Source organism: Bacteroidota bacterium, assembly GCA_034439655.1.
Classification (GTDB): Bacteria; Bacteroidota; Bacteroidia; order UKL13-3; family UKL13-3; genus CANJUD01.
The window spans coordinates 1-24,328 of sequence record JAWXAU010000146.1 but is presented as its reverse complement, the minus strand read 5'-3'; the positions used below and the strand labels follow the sequence as shown (position 1 = coordinate 24,328).

28 protein-coding genes are annotated in these 24,328 nt (G+C 35.5%); 2 read left to right on the top strand and 26 right to left on the bottom strand.

Annotation, left to right across the window (positions count from 1 at the left end):
• Positions 1–12: 12 nt before the first annotated feature.
• Positions 13–1,548 carry a CotH kinase family protein gene (locus SGJ10_10570; protein MDZ4758560.1) on the top strand — a complete coding sequence of 512 codons (1,536 nt, stop codon included), beginning with the start codon at positions 13–15 and terminating at the stop codon, positions 1,546–1,548.
• Between the two features lie 142 nt (positions 1,549–1,690).
• Here SGJ10_10570 and SGJ10_10565 read toward each other — a convergent pair whose 3' ends face one another.
• The 26 genes from SGJ10_10565 to SGJ10_10440 all read right to left on the bottom strand — a co-directional run bounded on the left by SGJ10_10565 (position 1,691) and on the right by SGJ10_10440 (position 23,447).
• Positions 1,691–2,539: a hypothetical protein gene (locus SGJ10_10565; protein MDZ4758559.1), complete on the bottom strand. Its 849-nt coding sequence runs from the start codon at positions 2,537–2,539 to the stop codon at positions 1,691–1,693.
• A gap of 1,517 nt (positions 2,540–4,056) precedes the next feature.
• Positions 4,057–5,697, bottom strand: coding sequence for a PAS domain S-box protein (locus tag SGJ10_10560; protein MDZ4758558.1), 1,641 nt, complete (start codon positions 5,695–5,697; stop codon positions 4,057–4,059).
• A gap of 35 nt (positions 5,698–5,732) precedes the next feature.
• A complete protein-coding gene (locus SGJ10_10555) occupies positions 5,733–6,008 on the bottom strand; it encodes a hypothetical protein (GenBank protein ID MDZ4758557.1) in 276 nt (91 codons plus the stop codon).
• 662 nt (positions 6,009–6,670) lie between these two features.
• Positions 6,671–7,360, bottom strand: a complete 690-nt coding sequence (locus tag SGJ10_10550) for a T9SS type A sorting domain-containing protein (GenBank protein ID MDZ4758556.1) — start codon at positions 7,358–7,360, stop codon at positions 6,671–6,673.
• Between the two features lie 291 nt (positions 7,361–7,651).
• Positions 7,652–9,049, bottom strand: coding sequence for an MATE family efflux transporter (locus SGJ10_10545; GenBank protein ID MDZ4758555.1), 1,398 nt, complete (start codon positions 9,047–9,049; stop codon positions 7,652–7,654).
• Between the two features lie 6 nt (positions 9,050–9,055).
• The gene (locus SGJ10_10540; GenBank protein MDZ4758554.1) at positions 9,056–9,595 is read right to left on the bottom strand and encodes an SRPBCC family protein; all 540 of its coding nucleotides are present in this window, start codon (positions 9,593–9,595) and stop codon (positions 9,056–9,058) included.
• A 295-nt stretch (positions 9,596–9,890) separates the two neighbouring features.
• Positions 9,891–10,850, bottom strand: coding sequence for a Na/Pi symporter (locus SGJ10_10535; GenBank protein MDZ4758553.1), 960 nt, complete (start codon positions 10,848–10,850; stop codon positions 9,891–9,893).
• Between the two features lie 612 nt (positions 10,851–11,462).
• Positions 11,463–12,815: a DASS family sodium-coupled anion symporter gene (locus tag SGJ10_10530; GenBank protein ID MDZ4758552.1), complete on the bottom strand. Its 1,353-nt coding sequence runs from the start codon at positions 12,813–12,815 to the stop codon at positions 11,463–11,465.
• 81 nt (positions 12,816–12,896) lie between these two features.
• On the bottom strand, positions 12,897–13,079 hold the full coding sequence (locus tag SGJ10_10525) for a hypothetical protein (GenBank protein ID MDZ4758551.1): 183 nt from the start codon (positions 13,077–13,079) through the stop codon (positions 12,897–12,899).
• Positions 13,080–13,162: 83 nt separating this feature from the next.
• Positions 13,163–13,876 (bottom strand): thioredoxin domain-containing protein, encoded by a 714-nt coding sequence (locus tag SGJ10_10520; protein ID MDZ4758550.1) that lies wholly within the window; start codon positions 13,874–13,876, stop codon positions 13,163–13,165.
• Positions 13,877–13,880: 4 nt separating this feature from the next.
• The gene (trxA, locus tag SGJ10_10515) at positions 13,881–14,177 is read right to left on the bottom strand and encodes a thioredoxin (protein ID MDZ4758549.1); all 297 of its coding nucleotides are present in this window, start codon (positions 14,175–14,177) and stop codon (positions 13,881–13,883) included.
• A 1-nt stretch (position 14,178) separates the two neighbouring features.
• Entirely contained in the window at positions 14,179–14,436 is a 258-nt protein-coding gene (locus tag SGJ10_10510; protein ID MDZ4758548.1) for a hypothetical protein, read from the bottom strand.
• Positions 14,437–14,438: 2 nt separating this feature from the next.
• A complete protein-coding gene (locus SGJ10_10505; GenBank protein MDZ4758547.1) occupies positions 14,439–14,885 on the bottom strand; it encodes an OsmC family protein in 447 nt (148 codons plus the stop codon).
• A 2-nt stretch (positions 14,886–14,887) separates the two neighbouring features.
• Entirely contained in the window at positions 14,888–15,202 is a 315-nt protein-coding gene (locus SGJ10_10500) for a rhodanese-like domain-containing protein (GenBank protein ID MDZ4758546.1), read from the bottom strand.
• Between the two features lie 13 nt (positions 15,203–15,215).
• Entirely contained in the window at positions 15,216–15,473 is a 258-nt protein-coding gene (locus SGJ10_10495) for a rhodanese-like domain-containing protein (GenBank protein ID MDZ4758545.1), read from the bottom strand.
• Between the two features lie 31 nt (positions 15,474–15,504).
• Complete coding sequence (locus SGJ10_10490; GenBank protein MDZ4758544.1) at positions 15,505–15,786, bottom strand: heavy metal-associated domain-containing protein; 282 nt, start codon at positions 15,784–15,786, stop codon at positions 15,505–15,507.
• Positions 15,786–15,986, bottom strand: coding sequence for a DUF6132 family protein (locus SGJ10_10485; protein ID MDZ4758543.1), 201 nt, complete (start codon positions 15,984–15,986; stop codon positions 15,786–15,788). The genes SGJ10_10490 and SGJ10_10485 overlap by 1 nt, the downstream gene beginning before the upstream one ends.
• Positions 15,983–17,338, bottom strand: coding sequence for an MBL fold metallo-hydrolase (locus tag SGJ10_10480; protein MDZ4758542.1), 1,356 nt, complete (start codon positions 17,336–17,338; stop codon positions 15,983–15,985). Before SGJ10_10480 ends, SGJ10_10485 begins: the two co-directional genes overlap by 4 nt.
• Before the next feature lie 67 nt (positions 17,339–17,405).
• Complete coding sequence (locus SGJ10_10475) at positions 17,406–17,786, bottom strand: sulfite exporter TauE/SafE family protein (GenBank protein MDZ4758541.1); 381 nt, start codon at positions 17,784–17,786, stop codon at positions 17,406–17,408.
• A gap of 1 nt (position 17,787) precedes the next feature.
• Entirely contained in the window at positions 17,788–17,994 is a 207-nt protein-coding gene (locus tag SGJ10_10470) for a DUF2892 domain-containing protein (GenBank protein ID MDZ4758540.1), read from the bottom strand.
• Positions 17,995–18,091: 97 nt separating this feature from the next.
• Entirely contained in the window at positions 18,092–18,721 is a 630-nt protein-coding gene (locus SGJ10_10465; GenBank protein ID MDZ4758539.1) for a Crp/Fnr family transcriptional regulator, read from the bottom strand.
• Positions 18,722–18,965: 244 nt separating this feature from the next.
• Complete coding sequence (locus tag SGJ10_10460; protein ID MDZ4758538.1) at positions 18,966–19,724, bottom strand: hypothetical protein; 759 nt, start codon at positions 19,722–19,724, stop codon at positions 18,966–18,968.
• Between the two features lie 352 nt (positions 19,725–20,076).
• On the bottom strand, positions 20,077–20,775 hold the full coding sequence (locus tag SGJ10_10455; protein ID MDZ4758537.1) for a TerC family protein: 699 nt from the start codon (positions 20,773–20,775) through the stop codon (positions 20,077–20,079).
• A 48-nt stretch (positions 20,776–20,823) separates the two neighbouring features.
• Positions 20,824–21,195: a hypothetical protein gene (locus tag SGJ10_10450; GenBank protein ID MDZ4758536.1), complete on the bottom strand. Its 372-nt coding sequence runs from the start codon at positions 21,193–21,195 to the stop codon at positions 20,824–20,826.
• Between the two features lie 27 nt (positions 21,196–21,222).
• Positions 21,223–21,870 carry a carbonic anhydrase family protein gene (locus SGJ10_10445; protein MDZ4758535.1) on the bottom strand — a complete coding sequence of 216 codons (648 nt, stop codon included), beginning with the start codon at positions 21,868–21,870 and terminating at the stop codon, positions 21,223–21,225.
• Between the two features lie 32 nt (positions 21,871–21,902).
• On the bottom strand, positions 21,903–23,447 hold the full coding sequence (locus SGJ10_10440) for a SulP family inorganic anion transporter (protein ID MDZ4758534.1): 1,545 nt from the start codon (positions 23,445–23,447) through the stop codon (positions 21,903–21,905).
• Positions 23,448–23,573: 126 nt separating this feature from the next.
• Here SGJ10_10440 and SGJ10_10435 point away from each other — a divergent pair, with 126 nt between their 5' ends.
• A complete protein-coding gene (locus tag SGJ10_10435; protein MDZ4758533.1) occupies positions 23,574–24,227 on the top strand; it encodes a TetR/AcrR family transcriptional regulator in 654 nt (217 codons plus the stop codon).
• Positions 24,228–24,328 lie beyond the last annotated feature (101 nt).

The window sequence follows — 24,328 nt, the reverse complement described above, 5'->3', positions numbered from 1 at the left end:
TCGCAGTCGGGTATGAATGTATTTAATGACAAAGTGCTGCACGAAATTAGAATAACCATTGGTCCAACTTATTGGTTCGATACGCTTACTACCGATTATAATAATCACCGAATTAATCCTGATTTATATCCAGAGATTGCCAGACCTTGTATATTGACATTTGATGGTGTAACTCTTGATACCATTGGAATTAGACAACGTGGAAATTCATCTAACCGTTTCTTTAATTATTATAAGTTTAAGAAGCCTTTCAAGTTAGAGATTGACGCATTTAAAAATATAAAACTTGACGGGTTAAAGAATATCATACTCAATAATTGCACGGATGATCCTTCTTATGTAAGGGAAGCTTTGTGCTATAAGTTGATAAGGGATGAGGGCTTGCCTGCTCCACGAACTTCCTATGCAAAAGTATATATCAATAATCAATATTGGGGACTATATATGCTAGTAGAAAATGTAGATAAAACATTTTTGAAAGACAAATATGGTGGCAGTGCTAACAATGGGAATTTATACAAAACTGCTCAAACAGGTCAGGCTTATTTGCATGCCATCAATATAGGAGACACCTTACATAAAAAGAAAACAGGTCTTGAATTAAAAACAAACGAAACTATAAACGATTGGAGCAGATTGGTAAATTTTATTAATTTGCTCAACAACTCTGATAAGCCCTATTTTAGAGATAGTTTGCTTAAATACTTTGATGTGAATTCTTATCTCACCTTACTGGCCATCGAGAAATTAGTATATAGTTGGGACAGCTATTGGGCCAACGGGAATAACTACTATATGTACGAACATCCAGATGGAACAATACGTTGGATTTCGTGGGATATGAATGAAACTTTTCCAAATATAAATGGTTTTGATATAAGTAGATTAACAGGTTCCAGTTATTTGTTACCTACCGATCGTTATGATAGTCGGCCTTTGATTAAAGCAGTTTTTAGTACAGAAGAATGGAAAAATAGGTACTACGATATTGTATGTGGTTTTTTAAACAAGCAGTTCAGGGCAGAATATATTGATACCACTATTTTGCGGTGGCACCAGCTTATCGAGCAGGCAGTGTATGATGATACCAATAAATTATATAGTTATGAATCGTTCAGTGCCTCGCTAACAGGGGAGGAGATAAATGCTGATTTTACATTCCCCAGAACGGGTTTTCGACTTAAACGTAATTTGCCAGGCATTATACCATTTATACATGATAGACGGGAGTGGATTCGGAAACAAATATCATTACTTGACCATACATGCGAATTTGCCGAACGTAGTAATAATAAATACCCCTTATATATTTTCCCGAATCCCGCTTTTCAAAACACCTTGAATTTAAGTTGGGATGGAACGGCAGATGGACTAGCACGAGTACAATTGATAAACCTTGAAGGCAAATTGGTGGCAGACTTGTTTAACCAAAGAGGTACAAATAATAAACTACAAACCGAGATTGAGTATGTGCCTGCTGGAGTATATTGGGTAATTAAGATTGATTCAGACGGCAGTATGGGCAGTGGCAAATGGGTTAAGTTTTAATATAGATAATAATTTCATAAGTTTGACGAGAACTACTTTCATTTTTTTTTTCTTCGTTAAAATTTTTGAGATGGTATATATCACAAAAAAAATCCCGTTAATTTTAACGGGATTTTTAGTTGAAAGATATTGGAAACGTAATTTAGTCTTTGATAAAATTAGTTACGTGCGTTAGTCCTTTTGCATCGGTGATATATATATGATAGCTGCCCATCACCATTTTTTTAGTATCCAATGTTATGGTGTTGGTTCCTTTTTCGCCTTTGCCTGATTGGGTTAATACCATTGCACCATTCGCATTGGCAACCGATACCATAAAGGCATTACTTTCAGCCAAAGTAAATGTTGCTTTTGATACTTTATTGGTAGCACCCACAGCCACTTTTATGCTTCTCATACTAACTGTATCGTTTGCTATGATGATCAATTTTTTAGAGTATTTAATCCTACCAGTATTCTCTACTCTTTTTATTCTGTAGTAGGCTAGGGGGGCATTAGCTTGGCTATGTAGGTTTCCGTTATAGTCAGCGGGAGCTATTTGGGTTGTTTTCAAGAATCCGATTTCGCAGTAATCTTCATCGTCTATTGATTTTTCTATGGCAAAGTATTCAGTATTGTCCTCTTCCGATTCTGAATTAAACATAAGGAAATCTTCTTCATCAAACATTATTTTCGACTTTAGGCCCGAAGAATCCTTGTCATCATCATCATCCATAAAGATAGAATTCTTCCTATTGCCCATACCATTATATGCATTCATGTCAAAACTTGAATCACTGCTATTTTCATTGGCACTAAAAGAAGTGCTTTTTAAGTGGCTTGCATCTACAGTAGCTGTCATTGCATCGGTAGTTGCATTGCTTGCATAAGAGAAAGTACTAGTTGAACCCCAATAAGTTCCTGCAATATTTTTGCTAGACTGTCCCATTGTTTTGGTGCTGAAGCTCATCAAGATTACACTTGTGAGTAATACATAAATTGACTTTTTCATAATTGAAATTAGTTTTAATTTTTTGAGTTGTTTTTTTTGTTTTTTATTATGATACAAAATTGCAGACTCTTTCAAAACTGAGAAATGATGTGGCACAGAGGTATGATATGATTATCGTCATATAGGAGGCAATTTATAAGGTAGGTTATAATGCTTAAATACTAATGATAGAAAGGGTTTTCATGATTATGATGTGAGAAGCATTTAGTAGGCCCGCCATTTTTTTTTATACTGAATAATGAGAATCGTTTGTCAAAAAAGAAATATGACGCAGTTATTTATTACTTAAAAAAATTGATAAAAGTCTTAATACTGTTTTTAAGAATGGTAATGCTGACCTAAATCCCAAATGAATTCGGGATTAGTCCCCTTTTTTTTTGACTATTATATATTGAGTTTCGCTATAATGCTTACTAATTAGAAGATGTAAAAGGGCCAACGTATTTCAGGCACTAACAATATCTATAATATGCTAGCCGATTCTAGCTTTTTTGAAAAAGTAAGTTTTAAAATTGTGATGGGGATTTGCTTTTTTGTTTTTCACCTGGCCAAGTTGATGAGAACAGTGTATGCAAACAAGCGGCATGTTACATTCTTTCAAAATCCCCATTTTTTAAGTGCTGGTTCTCTTCAAGAAATTATTTAGGGCAATTGCCCCAAGTACTTAAAAGCCCATTTTTTTGCAAGTTCAAGACCTGAATTCTGGCATTTTGTTTTTAGCGAGTCATTTTAATTTATTTATAAACAAGGCCTTTTCCCTGTGGCAGCAAGCCCTTTGGGTAAAATAAATATTTTTTTTTAAAAATTTGGTAATTCAAAAAAAGTTCTTAATTTTGCCTCGTTCGAGATTTTTTCTCGGGCAAAGGTTTAAGTTTGTTTTCATAGCGTATAGGGTCGGCGAAAGTGCCGACTTTATGCGTTTTAGGCCTTTCACTTTTGCATAGGTTCAGAACTTTCGTAAGGGTGAACACCCTAGCAATTCAAGTTTCAAGCTAAAAAGCCGCTCGATAGTCAATGGCTTAGATATAAAATCTTGTACAATGTCATAATTTTGGGCTCTAATAATATCCAGAGGTCTATCGATGAAGTGAGCATGTACACCTTGCAATCGCATATAATAATTCGCGGGAAGGTAATTAACTTTTCTACAAAACCCCACCCATCCATCATAGGCATATTAATGTCCAGAAAAATTACATGAGGACACTGGTGTGGGCAATTTTTAAGTATGAAAATTAATTTTTTAATCGCAGTATTTGCATCTGCATAGCTAAATATATTGTTATACTAATTCTTAAACTAAAATAGTTCTCCGCCAGCGGCGGATTTAGTTTTTAGAATGGTAATGCCGAACTACATCCCGAAAGCATTCGGGATTAGTCCCTTTCTTTTGGAGTATTATATATTGAGTTTCGGTATTACTAAATTTAGCGATATAAATAATTTTTTGATTAATCAGATTGAACATTGTTTCATCGTCAATTAAGAAAACGCTATTTGTGATTTTCATATTCAATTCAGTTGTTTAGTTTAGGTATACGCACCTTAAAAATAGTGCCTTGGTTTACGACACTTTCTACCTCAATACTTCCACCCAGCGATTCAGCTTGCACTTTCACCAGATTGAGTCCAATTCCGCGGCCTTCAATTTCATTGCCATGGAATCTCTTATATAGGCCAAATACTTTGTCTTTGTTTATTTCTAAATCAATTCCTCGACCATTATCTTGGACACTTAAATATACAAATTTATCATCTTCGTTTGTTTCCAAATGTATATTTAGTGGCACTTCTGCTTGGCGATATTTTATAGCGTTCGACAATAAGTTTAGCATAATACTATACATATAACTTTTTACAGTTACAATTCCTTTTGGATTATTAAAATTTCGTGTAATTTGAGCATTGCTCTCCTTTATTTGGTTCTCGAGCACTTGCACTATGAGCTGCAATTCTGTTTCAAAAGTAATATAATCTTTTTGTTTATTTCCTAAATCGCGAACTGATATAATATTGTTAATGTCTTTTACTACATTATCCAAGTGCATCACTTCATCTTCTATACATTCTAATATATTCTTACCATTTATATTTTGCTCAGGGTCTACTTTGTGCAGTGATGATAGTCCCAATATTTTTGCAATGGGCGATCGAAGATTATGTGAAACGATATAGGAGAATTGATTGAGGTCTTTATTTCTCTTTTGTAATATTTCTACCATATCAAGGGTTTCTTTTACCGATTTTTTCAATTCAGTAACATCGCGTGAGAAGCAAGCTGTACCTATTATATCCTCGCCTTTACGAAGAGGGTAAAAAGAAATTTCAGACCAAAAATCTTTGGGCAAATCTACATATTCTATTTCAGTAAAAACTTCACCACCTAGTGCACGCTTATATAACATTTTATAACGATCTAATTGCTCTTCCGAAAAACCACTAGCAAGAATATAAGCACCTTTTGACATAGTATTACCCGACATTTTTTTTACAGTTGTATCAAAGGCATTATTTGAGGTGATTAATTTAAGGTCGTTATCAACACTCCACATTAAATCATTGGTATTATTTATTAACGAACTCAGATTATTTCTGTCAAATTCTATTTTCTCTTCAAACTCTCTTTGTTTCGTTATATCACGAAAGTTTGAAACCATTGCACTAATATTAGAATCGTGTAACATATTGGTTATGCTGCCTTCCACCAATATATAATGCCCATCCTTATGTTTGATTCTATGCTTGCCACATATAGGTTTACCTGGGTTGCCAATAGCCTCCTGTATTTTTGATTTTATGATATCGATATCATCTGGATGGATATATTCAGTGAAATTTATTAGTTTGCGTTCTTCTAAAGTCCACCCAATCATTTTTTCTAATGAGGGGCTTTGATATATCGGCACTCCATTTCTATCGTTCAGTGTAATCGCTTCATGACTGTTTTCGATGAGGGCTCTAAAAAGTGCTTCGGCTTTTTGCAGCTCGTTTATATTGGATATGCTACCAAACGATGCAATTGGCTGTGCTTTACTACGTTTTTCATTTTGTAAAAAATACTTCACATAGATAAATAGACCTATAATAATACCTACTAAAAGGAAGATCAGAAAAAACATATTCCAACTGCTCATGACGATATATAATAGTTTATTCATCGCTTTGATTTTTTTACTAAATAGAATTTAATATATTAACAATATAAATAAGTTGGCCTTTTCTTTTTGGGGCGGGCATTGGGGGCACGAAACGATAAGGCAAACAATTCACCGGTTCTGTAAACTGCTGTCTGGTTGCTGCTTTTTACATTTGCTTCAGCCATTGGATTAACGGCGTGGGTATTGCTATAATCTATATTCGATACCTCATAAATTTGCGTATCATTCATTTTTTGATTAGCAACATTTCCTTGCATTTGAAGTAATACAATACATGCACCACTAATAATAACTTTACTTAACTTTTTCATTTATTTCTATTTTTTTGGTAGTACAAAATTCAACAACATATATCGCAGGATATATGATAGGGTTTAGTATATTATAATGATGTTTGTCATTATCGTTAAGCTACGTCAACTAGGAAAAATAAGGAATATGTATAGCACCTGCCTCGGCGGGTAAAATATATTTGTCATGTCGTCCCAAATCCTTGCCATAGAAACATCTGCTAGTTCCAATAACCCACCGCAGCGGATACTAGGTTGTGACCTCGCAGATCCTTTTTTCGTCAGGAAAATAGTAACTATAAGGTTTGGTGAGGACACCAACCATGGGCAAAAGGTCAAAACATTGTCAACTATCCTAGAGGGATATAATATATGATATATAAAATCCTCTTGAATTCCCTTTAGGGACGAGATATCATATCTTAATAACAACCGCGGCGAGAATAGCAAGCATGGACAAAATATTTAATACCATTTCTTAAACTATAATAGTCCCCCTTTTTTTGGACTATTATATATTGAGTTTCGATATAACAAAAAAACCACCTACGATGAGGTGGTTTTTTTGCTAACCATGAATTTATTATTGGTTCAAATCAATCTAAATCTCTCCTTGTTATATTTTGTTGCAACGCTTCGGTTTATATTTTTGCCGTGGTAGGTTTTATAACCACCACGTACTATTAGTCTTTAATGAATTTTGAAACATGCGATAAGCCATTCGCCCCTGTTATATATAAAAAATAAATTCCAGACATTTGGTTTTCCATATTTATTTGTACTATATTATTTCCCGCTACACCAGTTCCAGTTTGAGTGCTTGCCACTTTGCCGCTATTGTCGGAAATGGTAAGTATATAGGCACTATTTTCGGAGAAAGTGAACGCCACTTCAGCTTGGATACTCACTGGATTGGGATAAATTTTTACCTCACTTACCAGTGCCGCTTTCTTCGATTCTGATTTCACGATTTGCGAATATTTGCTGCTTCCATCAGTAGCAACTAATTTAAGGCGATAATATAATACAGATGACACGGCTTGTTTATGTATATATAAATATTCGCCCGGATTTTTGTTGTAATCGGAACCTTTTATGTTGCCAATTTCAAAATAGTCTTTACCGTCGGTCGACATTTCAATTGCAAAGAAACCGTAAACTTGATCGGACGCAATCAACCATTGTAGCTGCACTTCCTCTGCTTGTTGCACAGCAATAAAACCTGGTAGGCTATCGCTAAGTGGTTCAGAATTTACCTTTAGTTTTTGTGAATAATTTTGCGTGCTATTATTGTTACGAGTGATAGCTGCGGTTTCTTGCATGTTGCCTATAACTATCATCGATAATATAAGCATGCTGATTAATTTTTTCATTGTAGTAATTGTTTTAATTTTTTATGTTTGGAATATAATTTTCTTGTTCTTTTATTATGATGCAAAGTAACCACCATTATATACCCCATTAAAATGATATGGGACACAAAAACAATATGATGCTCATCATACTACTTATTTGTGCAATAATCGAAAGGTGCTGCCAGTGCTGCACCTCCGCTATTTTAATAATATATTTAAGAATTTTTTGTTGTTCAGAAAAAAAAATGAAACAAAATACCACATGGAATTATCAATAAATTCCTTGGCTATAATCATGCGTCAGCTACTTTATACTTTCACCTCTTTCCACTTCCCTTTCTTAAAAAAGTACCAAGCAACCAAAGCAATCATACTTTCGGCAACAGGTATGGCTATAAATGCCCCTGTCGATTTTAAATCAAAACCAATTGCCAATAAATAGGCGAGGGGTATTTGGAATAACCAAAAGCAAACAAAGTTTATAATAGTAGGAGTTCGGGTATCGCCTGCTCCATTCAATGCTTGCGTCATTACCATACCGATGCCATAAAATATATAACCCATTCCAATTATTTGTAACGATTCAGCACCATAGGCAATTACTTTTATATCATCAGAAAAAATACTGATAATGGGCTTTGCGAAAAATACAAATAGTACCATTACAAAACTCATGAAAATAGCATTGTATTTTGCGGCGAGCATTACACTTTGCTCGGCTCTTAATATTTGTTTGGCACCCAGGTTTTGGCCTACCAAAGTAGCGGCAGCATTGCTCAACCCCCAAGCCGGTAATATAAAGAAAATCACATTTCGTATCGCAATTTGATAACCGGCCGATGCAGAAGTTCCGCCAGTGTCAGCAACCAAGCGTGCAAGCACAATCCAACTACCACTAGCTATGATAAACTGAAAAGTGGCGGGCCATCCAATTTTAATAATTGATTTGATAATTGTATTGTCGAAGGTAAAATGTTTCTTATATATTTTTAAAATTCCACTTCCACTTAACAGATGATAACACTGATATATAACACCAGCAATTCTTCCAATTACTGTGGCAATCGCAGCACCTTTTAATCCCCAAAAATGTATAAAGATGGGGCATAATATAATATTGATAAAGCTGGCTATCCACAAGCTTTTCATAGCCATAGTTGCATCGCCCGCACCACGAAAAATACCATTGATTAAAAACAGAAGCATAATACCCGCACTGCCACCAAACATGATTCTTGTAAATACTGCACCTTCTTTTACCACCTCGGCACTTGCTCCCATCAACCTTAATATATCTTCGGCAAATACTACACCTGCCACACTTGTAAATACGATTACAAACGCAGCTACTATAAGAGATTGTGCCCCCGCATGTGCAGCAGCTTCTGGATTTTTTTCACCGATACGTCTTGCAACAATGGCTGTGGCCGCGGTACTTAAACCTATTGCAACAGAATATACAATAGTGATTACTGATTCTGTAAGACCTACAGTTTGTATTGCATTTTCTCCAAGTTTGCCCACAAAAAACATATCAACCAATGCAAAAACAGATTCTAAACTCAATTCCAAAATCATGGGAATTGCTAACAAAAAAACAGCTCGTCGAATACTGCCTTGTGTATAGTCTTGCTGCTCGCCGTTTAGCGAAAGCTTGATAACAGAAAATAAACTAGCAGCTTTGCTTGCTGCGGGTTTTGAAGACATTATATATTACTTCTCTACCTCTTTTTTAAGATTGTCAAGACCTGCCTTAAGGTCATTGCCAAGCATATCCTCCATATTCATAAATAAAAGCATAATATTCATAGGATATGACATTTTACCTTTAAAACCCCATTTCACTTTTGTTGTTTTATCGCCTGCCGATTCAGTGGTCATATAGGCATCATCGGTAGCTTCAAAAGGTTTTTTAAATCGAAGTTCCATATCCAATCTTTCGCCTTCGGTAATCTTTTTTATTTCTTGTTCACCTTGTCCTACTTCACTATTTTCACTCTCCCACGCTGAAACAAATCCTACAGTTCCGTCGGTGCCCTTAAATTCTTTTTTCATATTGGGGTCTTTCATGTTCCAAACACTATAGTTATCTTGGTTTTTTATGAGTTTCACATAGTCAAAAACTTCTTGTTTGGGTTTGTCGATGGTCACTTCTCTTTCAATAGCATATTCCTTTTTTACGAATAATGCAGTAATGAGCAATAGGGAAATAATTCCTACAATAACTAATAAAGTAATTTTTAAAATTTTCATGATATTTATTTTTTAAAGTGTGAGGCAATAATAAGTAAAAAACGAAGAAATTCAAAAAAAACCAGTTCACATTACAACAAGGTGAAGTGCCAATTTAAATAATTGGATTATTTTATAATGAGTATTGGTATTAGTACCGACGTTTAATGTTTGCCCCATCGATTTTAAAACATCAGGCCAGCAGCGTCCCATTGCCAATGGGCAATGCCGGTATTATTACTTGTTTTAATCCAAACGGTTTTCATTTTTTCAAGAAACACTGCTAACAAAATTCAAAACAATATTTTTATTCTTTTCATTTTTTATCTGGAATTATTTTTAAAAGAACTTTTGAAATCAAGGGAACAAAACCAACAAAAAGTAACACACCAAAAATATTAAAGATTACATGACCGTTTGCGATTTGCCGAGCAAGCGGTGCTTCACCAGAAATGAAAAGAATAAGTTTTACGAGTGGGTTTATCAAAATAATTCCTGCGAATACAGATACCATATTGAAGAACAAATGAAAGACTCCTGCTCTAAGGGCTTCTCTTGAACGACCCACTGATGCCATTAAAGTATCGAAGCAAGTTCCGATTTCAGCACCAAGCATTACCGCAATTGCACCGGGTAAAGTAATAAGACCTTGATTGGCAAGAGACAGTGTGATGCCAATAGTGGCAGATGATGCCTGAATGATTAATGTTGTTATAGCACCCACAAACGCACCCCAATAGGGATTTTGAATTTGCGTCATCATTGTAGTAAATGACTGTAAATTTTTTAGTGGTTCTGCAGATTGTCCAATGTATTGCAGTCCGAAAAAAATCAAGCCCATTCCTAAAATACTTTTACCTATGTGTTTTGCTTTTTCTGTTTTAAAGGTGAGGAAAATGATTAACCCTATTATTAATGGAACAGCAGCATATTCGCCAATGTTATAAGCAATAATCTGGCTTATGATAGTAGTTCCGATGTTTGAACCTAAGATAACTCCTAGTGATTGACGCGATGTTAAAAGCTGAGCATTTACCATGGCAATAAGCATGATGATAGTAGCAGAGGAAGATTGAAGAAGTGTGGTGATGATTATACCAACAAGAATAGCAACAAATATATTGTTGGTGGTTTTGCCAAGAAGTACTTTCATTCTCTCAGTACCAACACCTTTCAGTCCTTCAGACATATTGGAAACACCAAAAATAAATATAACCAAACCGGCAATTAGATTGAGAGCGATTAAAAGCAAGTTTATATTTTCAGAGTTATTCATTTATTAATATTTTATTTCCAATTACTATACCTTGCCGCGTCTTCTTATTTCACCTTCATTCGTAATTGATACAACAAGGCAGATGATAAGAGGATTAATATATAATCAGAATTTTGGAACGGAGTGCGTATTATAACTGTCATTTTTTTGCGGTTGGGAACAATGGTTTTTTTGCTTTCGGGGTCTGCTTATATTGTTATAACATTTCTTAAACTATAATAGTTCTCAGCCTGAGGCGGATTAGTTTTTAGAATGGTAATGCCGAACTACATCCCGAAAGCAAAGGAAATCTGCTCCCGCAAGTTTTCGAGATGCGGTCGTATTAAAATTGGATTAAAAAATGTGAGAGGGGTGAGAAATAAAAATACAGAAGCGTTGGCTTTTGGGTAGGCCGTCTGATAGTTCAATGGTCCCGAATTCTGATATCTTGTTATTTCGTTCATGTATGCTCTATCGTCTTTTAGGCTTCTGATTAACATTTTGCGGGTCTGTTTTGTTTGCTTTTTTAGCAAAAATTCAAGCACTTATGTTATGAGCATATATATGATAGAGTTCGCTATTTTACTTGTAAAATAACTAACAAAAGGAGGGATTGATAATTATCGAAATTTTTCACAAAGAAAAAATTAAATAAAAAAAGGTGGTTAGAATAATTGAAAATATGACGTTTATCATCAAGCCTGCCTTTATCATATCGCTTTGTGGTACAAAACCTGCTGAGAAAACCATCGCATTCGGCGGTGTTCCTGCAGGCATCATAAATCCATAGGACGCTGCAATTGTAGATGGTAGTACTAAAATCACGGGGTTAATTTGTATTTGATTGGACAGGGAAAAAAGAAGAGGTAAAATCATAGCTGCACTTGCGGTGTTACTCATAAATTCTGTGAGGATTATACTAAAAACCACGATAGCTAACAAAAACATGAATATTGGGACAATCGTTATTAAGCTTGAGACTTTTGCAATCAGTATAGCTCCTAGTCCGCTTTGATTGATTAGCATTCCCAAGGTGAGTCCTCCACCGAATAGCAATAATATCTCCCAGTTAATGCTTTTTATGATTTCTTCCCAGGTCAAAACCTTTGTGATAAATAGCAGAAAAATTGCTAAGATAGCCACCAATGAATTAAAGCTATTATCGATATGCAGAAGGGGAGAAAGAACCCCTTGCATCATCCATAATGATATTGTAAATAGAAATATAAACGTGAGTGTTTTAATAGGAGCAGCAGCTTCTTTTTCAAAAACCATAACACCAATGCTCATTTTTTTATCAGGCTTAAAATATAGTGTCAATATAGTAACCATAACTGGAAAGGTGATTAGAAAAATAGGGATACTATATTTCAGCCATTCCGAAAATGAAATGTTCAATATCGCAGCCCCAATGGCATTAGGTGGTGATGATACCATGGTTATAATTCCACCAATATTTGCAGAATATGCAATCCCAAGCATTAGGAATTTGGATTCTGCAGAAACAGTATTCTTTTTTACAAGGACGAGCATACCTAATCCTAAAGGGATCATCATTGCAGTTGCAGATGTATTGCTTGTCCAACAGGCTGTTAAAGAGGTTGCAAACATCAGAAGTATTGCAGATCGGTAAAAGTTTCCACGGGCCAGCCTGATAAGTTTTTGAGCAAGCATTTTGTCCAATGAATGACGCGAAAGTGCACCAGCAAGTACGAAACCACCCATGAATAAGAAAAGGATCGGATGTGCAAACTCCTTGAACGCTTCCTTTGGAGATAATAATTGCATAAAAATGGCCACTACGGGAATTAATAAGCCTGTCAACGGTAGAGGAATCGCTTCTGTTATCCATAATATTGCCACCATTGTCAGCAATGCAAGGGCTTGTTGGGCTTGTTGATTATTAAAAATGGGCAAATATAATATGACACTAAAAACTACTAGTGCAATAAAAAAACCAGTAAAGTTTATTCCTTTTTTCACCATCGCAATTTAGACAAATAATACCAATAGTCCTTATTAAATGGTCTAAAGAAATATTAATGAAAAAGGATGAGTTTAATTGGATTATTTTATATCGAGTATTGGTATAAAATATATTTTATAAACAACTGATGAGGCAAAAGTACGAACATAAAATACACACCAAGTATTATTATATACACAACGGTTTGTATCTGCAATTCCCTTGCACTTTTTGGTAGCTGCTGTAGTGCGGCCGTGCATGCATGCCAAACGATCCCTTTTCATGGCAGCACTTAGGTACTAAAGCGATTTAAATTATGAGTAGTGTCGTGTCAAGTTTGCCGTAAGCCCATGCAATGGCTTTTGTTTTATTGTATTTGCTTCAACACATCTTCCTTACTTAGGTAACCTGTATTTGTCCAAGTCATTATTTTGTTTTTGTAGAGTTGCAAAACAGGCAAAGCATCTATTTTTAGTTCCTTGCAAAGTTGTTGGTTATCGTCTGTATTGATTCGAATTACTATAACTTTGTCTGCCATTTCTTTTGAAATTTCATCCAAGTAGGGTTTCATTTTTTTGCATGGGGCACACCAATCAGCATAAAAATCTATAAGCACTAATTTGTCAGAATTTAAGAGCGTATCAAATTGTAGTTTGCTCATACCTTCTAATACTGTTTTGTTGATGGTGGTTTCGGGAAGGTTGGCTGCTCTCCATTTCATAATACCTCCGCTTAATTCATAAACTTCTTTAAAACCATCTGAACGCATTTGGTTTGCTGCTGATGAACTTCTGCCGCCACTTAAACAATAAACAAAAACAGGTTTTGATTTATCAAGCGTTGAAATTTCTTTTTGAAAATCAATTCCATTCCAGTCAATATTTTTTGCGTTTTGTAAATGTCCATTTGAAAATTCATCAGGTGTCCGCACATCTACAATGGGTGCTGAAGGCAGTTCTTTTATTTTTTCGGCAAATTCTGTTGCAGAAAGATTGGTGTTTGAAGCTGGCGTTTGTCCGTTTGTGCAACTGCTGAAAACAAAAGTTGTTGCTGCAAGTAAAATGACTATATATTTTCTCATAATGTTATTGATGTTGTTTAATTATTTGTTCTAATTGATTTGCAGGAACTACTCCCGACTGCCGCCATTTTACAACTCCGTTTTTGAAAAGCATAAGTGTGGGCACTCCTTGAATTTTATAGGCATTTGATACTTGTGGACTTTTGTCGACATCTACTTTTAGTATAGTGGCGTTGTCGCCAATTTTAGATTTTAATTCTTCCAAAATCGGCTTCATCATTTTGCAAGGTCCGCACCATTCGGCAAAGAAGTCAACTAGCACCGGTTTGTCTGAATTAATAATTTCTGAAAATGTTGCCATGCTATTTATTTTTTACTTCTTCAAAGTTTACATCCTGCATTTCTGTTTTGTTGGTTTGCCTTGGTTCAGCATTACAGTTTCCACCAAAACAATTTCCCGCAGCACAGCCAAAAGCAAATATTCCCATTGAGGCAAAGTAGCCGCCTAATAAAACTCCGAACCATTGATGGTTTATTATAGAGTTTATAATCACCGCTGACCCTAAAACCACATATAATACTCTGGTAAATGTCCACCCTTTTAAAATTCTTTCTTTCATTTTTAAACTTTTTTAATTGTTGTAATCATTGTGATTTTTGATTTTATTGAATTGGAAATTAAGCAAGCTGCTTCCGACTTTTGTAAAACCCGTTCTGCTTTTTCACGGTCTTTTTCATCCGTAATTGTTACGGTGGGTTCAAGAATAATTTCACTCATCATAAATTTGCCCTCCACTTGCTCTAATTTGCCCTTGGATTTGCAACTGAAATTTTTGAAATTAAGTTTTGAATTTTCAGCAATTGATAAAAATGTTGTCATCAAACAACTGCTTACCGCGGCTGTAAATAAATGTTCAGGCGACCAGATTCCGGGAATGCCTTTCGGAAACTCAGGTGGTGTTGCTACTTCAATGCAACTGCCAGCATCACGGTTCAACTCAGGCGAACACATAACACCTTTGCGTTCTGTATTCCAATTAACCTCTACATTATAATAGTGTGGTTCCATAATTATTTAATTTTGTTTTGTAAACTCATCCATCCGCCACCGTTATATACTTCTGCAAATCCATTTGATTTTAAAATGCCTTTTGCCGAAGCACTTCGCATGCCAGATGCACAACAGGTGATAACGGGTTTGTCTTTTTTAAGTTTCGAGAAATTATTCTGCAAGCTTTGCAATGGAATATTTACTGAACCGCTGATGTGTCCGCTTTGAAATTCGCCCTTGGTTCGCACATCAATTATCTGTGCTCCATTTTGCATCAGTTCTTTGTAATCCATTTTGGGACCAAAGCCAAATAAATTTTTGAGAAGTTGTATCATATATTTATTTTTTTTATGTTGTTTGATAATTATAATTCACATCCAACCAACTTCCACCGTTTTTACATTCCACACCGCAACTCATAAGAAATGAAGCTGCTTGTGCACTGCGGTTGCCACTTGCACAACATAGAATGATTGGTTGTTGTAATGATTTAATTTCTTCTATGCGTTGTTGAATTTCTTGCAAGGGAATATTGATACTTCCTGTAGCATTGCCTCCCATAAACTCTGCGGTAGTCCTTACATCTACAATTGTGATATTGTTCATTATTCTAATTTTTGTTTTGTTCTGAAATTTTTTAATGAGTTAGATTGTTGATTTTGCCAAGCATACAACTGGTATAGCTTTTTAATTGCAGAAGCAATCCGTTCTTTTCAATTGCTTCCGGATAACCAAGTGAGTGCAGTTTGTCTATTATAGTTTGTCGCTTTGCCGTGTTATCATACGATACCTTTACCATATCTTTTTCATTGAATACTTCGGCATCCGATACGCCATTCAATTTTAATAATTCATTTTTAATTGTTGTAGCACAACCACCACATTTGATATTGGCCACGATGATTTCTTCTGTTTTCATTATTCTTTTGTTTTTTCTTTTTTAAAGCTAGTTAATAATAAACCTCCCATCATAGCACCATACAAAGTGCTGTTTAAGGGTTTTGAAGTAATGGCACAAGTGCCGCTTGCACAACCTACAAAATAATAGTAAGCAAATCCACCTATAGCACCGACAATAATTCCGATGATGGTAAGTTTATGTTTTAGGATTAAATTCATTTTTGAAATGTCTTTACTTCTTCACTTAAATCAAAAACTTGTGATGAACCGTTTATTTTTGATTTGATAATGCTTGCACCTGCAGCACTTCTGTAACCACCTGCACAATGCACCAAAATGGGTTTGTGTAATGGAATTTCATTTGTCCGTTCTCTCAATTCGTGCAAAGGAATATGAATCGAGTTTGCAAATATTTTGTTTGATTTTGCTTCCGAATGATTGCGAATGTCGATGATGGTGTAAGCGTCTTCATTATTTTGCAATGTGGAACTTTCAAATAACTGCATTTCTGTATTCCCAAAGTCACTCACAAAAGCCAGAGCAATTTGTTTTTCATAACCGATTTTTGCAGTGCGTTCTATTAATTTGTTTAATATAGATTCGTTTTCCGCAATCAAATAAAATTGTTCATCAGGATTAATTATGCTGCCCAACCAAGTTTCAAATTTGGTGTCGTTCATCAGGTTGATGGCATTTTTCAAATGTGCTTTTTTGAATTGCTGTTGTGGTCGGCTGTCAATTATTGCAATGGCAGGGTTCAAAGAATTTGCACATCCTTGGCAAGTTATAGGTTCTCTTTTTTCAACTTTAGAAATACTCTCCGAGAAATTATCAGCACCCTTTTTATTTACTCCCACATCAAACGGAAAATATTTTGGAATAAAGGGTTGGTCTGATAATAATTCCTTTACAAAATTATTTTCACTCATATTTTGCAAACTCCAATTTGCAATTTTTTCTGCACCAATGGTGCTTGTGTTTTGCTCACTCAATCCTTTGCCACATAAACTTCCAGCACCGTGTGCAGGATACACCAACACCTCATCGGGCAATGTAAGTAACTTATTGCGTAGCGAATAATACATCTGCTTTGCAAGTTCGCTTCTTGCAGCGGTAATTGCACCTGCACTTTCTCTCAAATCGGGTCTGCCACAATCACCAAGAAATAAAGTGTCGCCCGTAAAGACGACTTGCTGTTTCCCGTTTTCATCAATTGCTACAATGCTTATACTGTCGGGTGAATGCCCAGGAGTGTCCAATGCTTTTAAGGCGATATTGCCTAAAACAATTGTATTACTTTCATCAAAAGTTTGGTGTGGATATTCAGCACCCAAAAGTTTGCTCACATAAATTGTTGCACCTGTTGTGTTGTGAATTTCTAAATGGCTACTTACAAAATCGGCATGAGGGTGTGTTTCAATTATAGCAGTAATTTTTGCATGGTGTTGTTTTACAAAATCATAATACGGCTGCGGGTTTCTGGCAGGGTCAATCAATGCTACTTCTCCTTTGCTCAAAATAGCGTAGGAGTAGTGGGCTAAATTTTTGTCTTCAAATTGTTTGATTTCCATGATTTAATAATTTGATGGTGCAAAGGTGCGGTGATAAAATATACTATACAGTGACATTTGTTACAATTCATTTTAATACTTTTTCAAAAAACAACATCTTCACGGCAATCACTAGCAGCAATACGGCAAATACTTTTTTCAAAATATCCTGTGGAATTTGGTTGGCAAATTTCGCACCTATGAAACTACTCACAAAAAATGCTACACCAAGAATGAGTGCCGTTTTTACATCCACATTTCCCACTTTATAATATTGCCAAGCCGCCAATGCACCAACTGGCATCACTAACATTAAAAGTGTTGTGCCCTGTGCCATCTGTTGCGAATATCCAAGTAGCATTACCAAGGCAGGAATGATAATGATTGCTCCGCCTAAGCCAAGCAAACCGCCAAGCAGTCCGGCTACAATGCCAATGATTGCAACTGTGATAGGTTGTTGCCACTCCATCTTATAACTGTTTTTTTCTTGTCGAAATTCCTAAGGGAAAATACAAAGGGCAAAAACTCATAAAGCTTGTCGCTACAAAAACGATTGCAAGCACTCCAAGTATGATTGCTGTTGTGCCACTGATTTGATTTGAGAAATAAAGAATTGCAATTACCACAGCCACCAGTATCCTGATTATTCTGTCTGCTGAACCCATGTTTTTATTCATTGTCTGATAATTTTAAATATTGAATTATTACACCACAAAGATCCGACAATGAAAAATGATAAACGGTGACTATAGTCACAATTCACATTGACAACAATCATAGTTCTTTTAACAACTTAATTTGATTGCGATACAGCAGCAATTTCTTATCATTCTCTAATTTTTTCAAGAGGCGTGAAATTACTTCGCGTGAGCTTGCTATTTCGTTAGCAATTTGTTCGTGCGAAAGATTGATGAGTGAAGAACCTGTTGCTTTCGATTTTTCTTTGAGGTAATGAATTAGCCGTTCATCTAATTTTTGAAAAGCAAGTTGGTCAATGGATTTAAGCAGTTCGTTAAATCGGGCTCGGATTGTTTTCATCACAAAACTTTTCCATGTTGGGTATTTCATCATCCATTCATCCATAGTAGAAATTGGAATAGCAAGAAACTCCACATCATCTTCTGCAACTGCTTTTACTTCACTCGGAAATTGCTGCATACAACAAGTAAAAGTCATGGCACAACTTTCTTTGGGGCTTACGTAATAAAGCAGCAGCTCATGTCCGCCATCATCAATCCTTGAAATTTTTAAAGTGCCTGAAATAACTATTGGTATAACACGAACCGTTTGTCCGATATCAAGAATGATATCGCCTTCTTTAGCTGAAATATGTGTTGCTTTCTCCTCAAATTCTTTTAGTAATTCAGGTTCAAAAATGTGTTTGAATTGTTCCGTAATATTCATCAGTCAAAGGTATTTATTAAAGTGTTGGCGATTGCACTCTTTTTATTTTGCCTTTGGGTTGGCTTTTGGGTCTGCAAAAAACTCGAGCCGTCCGCGATTGGCCCACCGCGGCGGCGGGATTAGTCCCTTTCTTTCGGACTATTATATATTGAGTTTCGTTATCAATATGTATTGTTGTTCAAGAAAGCCACCGCATGAGTGACCAAACAAAAAGAAATTAATCCAATTGATTATATTAAAGTACCTATTTAGTGATTGTCACTACAAGATTAGAAAAATAATAACTCGAATTATAATTGTAAAGCATGATATGCCAATCCCCCGATGGTGGGTTGGAGATCTTAACTACATCCTGTTCTCTGTTATTGCTTAAACTTGCGTAATCTGCAGTATATCCTCCAGAGGTAAATGGGTCATCTTTCGTGGTGGGTTTTGTTCCTTTTCTCACAAAAAGGTCCGTCTCGTTCCACGTTGAATTAGGGGCAGTTTCTTTTGTTCTTATTTCCATTGACTTTACGTTGGCTGGTATGTTTACCATTTGATACTGCCTGTCTTTTCTGTCTCCGGTCATATGCACGTTTAGTATTTCTGTGGTGGTAGTGCCTGTTGGTGCGGGAGTACCTCCGCCACTTGCACCACTTTCGGCGGGCCAATGTCCATTTTCGCCAGAATATTTACCACTGCATTCCTTTCCTGTCTTAAAAACGACTTGCATACCATCATCACATTTTTTTTTATAACCCAAGCCACTTGAACTTTTATCTGGCCAATAATAGGCTGTATAAGTACCATAGTTAGAGGTGGGATTATATCTAAATTCAACATTGGGTGTATAAATACCATCATCTACAATCATGGTAAAATAATATGTCTCAACCCCAAAGGATCCAAATAATTTATGCTGAATTTCCAATACTCCTTTTTTTAGTCTTTTACAGGAAATTGAGGATACAATTGCTATTGTTAAAAAAGCAGATAAAATAATTGCGAGTTTTATTTTCATATATTAATTGGTTTCTTATTTTATATACTATTGGAGCTATTTTTTTTCAACAGAATTAGCAAACTTCAAATATTCGAAGGTGGTTTTGGGGCCGCAAAAGTATGATAATATCACCTGTAAAAAAAATTGTTTGCAAAGATTTTCCTTGCCCACCGCGTTTGCACATGGGTGCTGTGTGCACCATCTATATTTATTTGTTAAACCGATATGCTTGGTATTTGCATCTTTAATAGGGCATTAGCACTGCCGAGCCTTTCAACTTGCACCATCGCCATCCCCGCTTGGTTGTTTTAATTGCAGAGTTACTGAATTGTTTAACTGCAGAGTTGTATAATATTTTATAGTGTTTAGCCTATTTTTTTTTATCAGATTTCATTTGAATAATATCTACTAAAAATGCAAACGCCATCGAAAAATATATATACCCTTTGGGGATTTCAAAATTCAGACCTTCGCCCAAAAGGGCTACGCCTATCATCATTAAAAAACATAAAGCTAATATTTGGAAGGATGGATTTTTACTAATGAAATTATTTAATAGCTTGGCGGCAAACAACATCACTATCAGGCTTACAATAACTGCGGTGTACATAATCCAAAGTTCAGTAACCATTCCAACTGCGGTAATAATGGAATCAACAGAAAATACTATATCTAACAAAACTATTTCGCCCAATAGTTTCTTAAAAGAATGAGTTTTGATATTTTTAATTGCACTATCAGATTTTGCTGATTGTGTTTTGTGATGAATTTCTTTTGTGCTTTTGTAAATAAGAAAAAGCCCGCCCATAATTAATATTAAACCTTTGCCACTTATAGCTGTTTCAAAAATGGTAAATAAAGTGTTGTCTAATTTTAATATCCATGCAATAGCGGTTAATAACAATAGTCTGATAATCAAAGCAAGGGCAATGCCCATAAAACGCAACCTGCCTCGCTTCTCAGGCGGCAGTTTGTCTGATAATATAGAAATAAAAATCAGGTTGTCAATACCCAATATAATCTCTAGGGCAATTAAAGATATTAAGGGGATGATTATTTCTTGTATCATTTACTTTTTAAATCTGAATTATATGCAATAGCAAGCCCAAAACATCAATCAATTTTTTTGTTTCTTCCAGCTACCAAGTAACCAATATCCAACGGCTCCACTCAACCCTTGATGATTATATGTGAACACTTGTCCGCATGCATAAAAGGTAATGACTTTAGGTAAATGGCGACAAGGGTTTGTGTAAAAAACAGTATATTTCTTTATAATAGAATAAGTAATACTATTAATGGGGCACCTTGTTTCTTTGCTTACTTTTAAAATCAATTTTGTCATTTTCTTTTCTATTGCCTTTCTATTGCCCTTAACAAAACATTGGCCGATTGGTTCATTTTTGCTTTGGGCTAAAGAATTTATCGGTGCTAAAAGGAAAGTATAAATAACAAGAATAACGATTAAAATAAAGTTACGGTAATACATAATATTTGTTAATTTTATTTCACTTATCTATTTGGAATTAGTAACCAATGTTTCAGCGTAAAAAGTAACCTGCCCTGTTGTAATATCGTGCGTTCCACCAACAATTCCTAATTCTCCGTTTTCAATCATTTCTTTTAAAATAGGGCTGCGTTCCATAATAGATTTTACAGTTCGTTTCACATTGATTGTCGCCACTTTTTCTACAAACTCTCCGTTGCTGGAATTTCTGTTTTCTGTAGTTGTGGTTTCATCTTCTACTGCTGGTCTAATTTTGGTCAACAAGGCAGTCAGGTTACCCATTTCCACATGGTCGCAAGCACCTTTTACCGCACCGCATTTTGTATGCCCTAAAACCACAATAATTTTTGACCCTGCTACCTTGCATCCAAATTCCATACTGCCTAAAATATCTTCGTTCAAAATATTTCCAGCTATTCTAATACTGAAAACATCACCAAGCCCCTGATCGAAAATTAACTCGGCAGATGTTCGGCTGTCAATACAACTAAGTATTACTGCAAATGGGTGTTGTCCGTCTGATGTTTCGTTGGCCTGTTGTAAAAGGTTGCGGTTCACTTTAAGATTGTTTTGAAATCTTTTGTTCCCTTCTTTTAATAAGTCTAATGCCATTGCAGGAGTAGTAGCTTCCTGCATTTCTTTTGTTAATGTTTTCATTTTTTTTGAATTTATAATTGTGAATGATTGATTTAATTACCTGGTAATTTTATTCCTTTTACATCAAGCGTTATGTTTTTTGTTTTTGCCTGGATTTGAAAATTCTGAATTATTTCTATTACATCATAATGAATGCTTGTTGAATTTGAGCCGTCAATTACAACTTTTGTATTTGCCGGAATATGGTTAAGCATTTCAAGAATGCTTCCTTTATTGAGGAACGAAACTTCGTCAGCCAAGACAAATACATGTTCGTTATCTGCAAAATTTTCATCTTTGATGCGATGAAATGGATTGCGGAAGCTGTTACGAAGGATATAGAAAATTGCAACTGCCATTCCAATTCCAATTCCTTTGAGCAAATCGGTTAGAAGTATAGCAGCCACTGTAACAATAAACGGAATAAATTGCCCCCAACCTAATTTATACATGTGTTTGAACAGAACAGGTTTTGCCAATTTGTATCCCACCACAAATAGTATCGAGGCAAGGGTAGCAAGCGGTATCATATTTAATAGTCCCGGAATTGCAATGGCACTTATTAGTAAAAAGAAACCATGCAAAATGGCAGATAACTTTGTCTTACCGCCAAAAGTAATATTGGCACTGCTGCGAACAATTACTTGTGTTACCGGCAACCCACCAATAAATCCTGAAAGAATATTTCCGATGCCTTGGGCTTTAAGTTCTCTGTTAGTTGGGGTTACATTTTTGTCGGGGTCAAGTTTGTCAGTGGCTTCAGCACAAAGTAATGTTTCCAAACTCGCGACAATAGCAATAACAATAGCGATTAAATATACTTGTGGATTTTTCCAGGCTGAAAAATCGGGTAGTGTAAATTGTCCAAAAAATTCACCGATACTGCTCGCCACAGGAATATTCACCACTTGTTTAGAATTTAAACTCAATGGAAGCATGCCTGTTTGGTATAAATAATTCAACAATATTCCAACTACTACAGCTACCAATGGTCCGTTAATCATTCCGAAAATTTTATGCTTTTTGGTTAGAACATTATCCCAAAGCAGTAGAATAAATAGCGACACTCCTGTAATGAGCATTACAGCAGGGGTTAGATAGTTTAAAATATTTAGCAGTTCCGAGAAAGTGTTTTGCCCATCAGCTTGAAGAAAGGCATCGTCCCCTTCAAAGTCGTTGTCGTAACCAAATGCATGAGGAATTTGTTTCAAGATTATGAGTAAGCCAATACCAGTTAGCATTCCTTTAATAACGGATGAAGGAAAGTAGTAGGCAATCGTTCCCAGTTTTAAATACCCTGCGATTAGTTGAATAACCCCAGCCAAAACTATGGCAAGTAAAAAGGCTTCCCAAGAACCGCCCAATGTGGCAATGGAGCTTAGCACAATAACCGCAAGACCTGCCGCTGGTCCACTAACACCAAGCTGCGAACCGCTTGCAGAACCTACCACAATTCCGCCTACAATACCTGCAATAATGCCCGCAAACAGCGGTGCCCCCGACGCCAAAGCAATACCGAGGCATAAAGGCACTGCTACAAAAAACACGATTATGCTGGCTGGCAAATCGTTTTTGATTTCTTTAAAGAGATGTTTCATTGTTGTAAAATTGATTTCGTGGCAAAGATAGTAAATGAATTTAAAAAAATAGTATTACTATCAAATAAAATTTGTTTACTTTTGCCGAAACATTTTTGAGATATGGATTTATACCTGAGAATTACGATGAACGAAAAGCTGTTTCTGCGAAATCCGGAAGAAACAGAGTTGGGCAAAAAAATTATTCAGAAAGGCATTCTTCTTATTCATCAAATAGGTTTTGAAGCATTTACCTTTAAAAAGTTGGCCGTTGAAATTGGAACTACAGAAGCAGGGATTTATCGTTATTTTGAAAACAAACACCTCTTGCTTATTTATATTGTTGATTGGTATTGGGGTTGGCAGGAATACAGATTGCTCTTTCATACAAATAATGTATTAAAGCCTGAAACAAAATTAAAAAAAGCAATTGCCCTCCTTTCATACCCTGTTGTTGATGATGTGTCAACACCCTACATAAATGAAACTTTGCTTTATGATATAGTTATGTCAGAAGGTGCAAAGTCATATCTAACAAGAAACGTAACCGAGTATAACGAAGCAAAATTGTTTAAGCCCTATAAAGATTTTTGCGGACGGATTGCGGATATAATTAAGGAATTTAATCCTAAATATAAATTTCCCCGTTCATTAGCTTCAACCATCATTGAGATGTCACATTCTCAATGTTTTTATATGAAAAATCTGCCATCACTTACCGATTTTGGAAACTCAAAGGATAATAAAAAGATAGCGTCATTCTTAGAGGAAATGGTGTTTGCTACTATCAAAGTCGTCTAGGTTATACTGAGAGGGATATTCCCTGGCAATGTGAGCAAGGGCAAACAAAAGGCCTTGGCGAAGATAAATGCCGTTATCAATTTAACATCGGGTGTGTGCTG

Coding starts and splice junctions, on each gene's coding strand:
- SGJ10_10570 (MDZ4758560.1), top strand. CDS start 13: ATGAATGTATTTAATGACAAAGTGCTGCACGAAATTAGAATAACCATT.
- SGJ10_10565 (MDZ4758559.1), bottom strand. CDS start 2,539: ATGAAAAAGTCAATTTATGTATTACTCACAAGTGTAATCTTGATGAGC.
- SGJ10_10560 (MDZ4758558.1), bottom strand. CDS start 5,697: ATGAATAAACTATTATATATCGTCATGAGCAGTTGGAATATGTTTTTT.
- SGJ10_10555 (MDZ4758557.1), bottom strand. CDS start 6,008: ATGAAAAAGTTAAGTAAAGTTATTATTAGTGGTGCATGTATTGTATTA.
- SGJ10_10550 (MDZ4758556.1), bottom strand. CDS start 7,360: ATGAAAAAATTAATCAGCATGCTTATATTATCGATGATAGTTATAGGC.
- SGJ10_10545 (MDZ4758555.1), bottom strand. CDS start 9,049: ATGTCTTCAAAACCCGCAGCAAGCAAAGCTGCTAGTTTATTTTCTGTT.
- SGJ10_10540 (MDZ4758554.1), bottom strand. CDS start 9,595: ATGAAAATTTTAAAAATTACTTTATTAGTTATTGTAGGAATTATTTCC.
- SGJ10_10535 (MDZ4758553.1), bottom strand. CDS start 10,850: ATGAATAACTCTGAAAATATAAACTTGCTTTTAATCGCTCTCAATCTA.
- SGJ10_10530 (MDZ4758552.1), bottom strand. CDS start 12,815: ATGGTGAAAAAAGGAATAAACTTTACTGGTTTTTTTATTGCACTAGTA.
- SGJ10_10525 (MDZ4758551.1), bottom strand. CDS start 13,079: ATGAAAAGGGATCGTTTGGCATGCATGCACGGCCGCACTACAGCAGCT.
- SGJ10_10520 (MDZ4758550.1), bottom strand. CDS start 13,876: ATGAGAAAATATATAGTCATTTTACTTGCAGCAACAACTTTTGTTTTC.
- trxA (MDZ4758549.1), bottom strand. CDS start 14,177: ATGGCAACATTTTCAGAAATTATTAATTCAGACAAACCGGTGCTAGTT.
- SGJ10_10510 (MDZ4758548.1), bottom strand. CDS start 14,436: ATGAAAGAAAGAATTTTAAAAGGGTGGACATTTACCAGAGTATTATAT.
- SGJ10_10505 (MDZ4758547.1), bottom strand. CDS start 14,885: ATGGAACCACACTATTATAATGTAGAGGTTAATTGGAATACAGAACGC.
- SGJ10_10500 (MDZ4758546.1), bottom strand. CDS start 15,202: ATGATACAACTTCTCAAAAATTTATTTGGCTTTGGTCCCAAAATGGAT.
- SGJ10_10495 (MDZ4758545.1), bottom strand. CDS start 15,473: ATGAACAATATCACAATTGTAGATGTAAGGACTACCGCAGAGTTTATG.
- SGJ10_10490 (MDZ4758544.1), bottom strand. CDS start 15,786: ATGAAAACAGAAGAAATCATCGTGGCCAATATCAAATGTGGTGGTTGT.
- SGJ10_10485 (MDZ4758543.1), bottom strand. CDS start 15,986: ATGAATTTAATCCTAAAACATAAACTTACCATCATCGGAATTATTGTC.
- SGJ10_10480 (MDZ4758542.1), bottom strand. CDS start 17,338: ATGGAAATCAAACAATTTGAAGACAAAAATTTAGCCCACTACTCCTAC.
- SGJ10_10475 (MDZ4758541.1), bottom strand. CDS start 17,786: ATGGAGTGGCAACAACCTATCACAGTTGCAATCATTGGCATTGTAGCC.
- SGJ10_10470 (MDZ4758540.1), bottom strand. CDS start 17,994: ATGAATAAAAACATGGGTTCAGCAGACAGAATAATCAGGATACTGGTG.
- SGJ10_10465 (MDZ4758539.1), bottom strand. CDS start 18,721: ATGAATATTACGGAACAATTCAAACACATTTTTGAACCTGAATTACTA.
- SGJ10_10460 (MDZ4758538.1), bottom strand. CDS start 19,724: ATGAAAATAAAACTCGCAATTATTTTATCTGCTTTTTTAACAATAGCA.
- SGJ10_10455 (MDZ4758537.1), bottom strand. CDS start 20,775: ATGATACAAGAAATAATCATCCCCTTAATATCTTTAATTGCCCTAGAG.
- SGJ10_10450 (MDZ4758536.1), bottom strand. CDS start 21,195: ATGTATTACCGTAACTTTATTTTAATCGTTATTCTTGTTATTTATACT.
- SGJ10_10445 (MDZ4758535.1), bottom strand. CDS start 21,870: ATGAAAACATTAACAAAAGAAATGCAGGAAGCTACTACTCCTGCAATG.
- SGJ10_10440 (MDZ4758534.1), bottom strand. CDS start 23,447: ATGAAACATCTCTTTAAAGAAATCAAAAACGATTTGCCAGCCAGCATA.
- SGJ10_10435 (MDZ4758533.1), top strand. CDS start 23,574: ATGAACGAAAAGCTGTTTCTGCGAAATCCGGAAGAAACAGAGTTGGGC.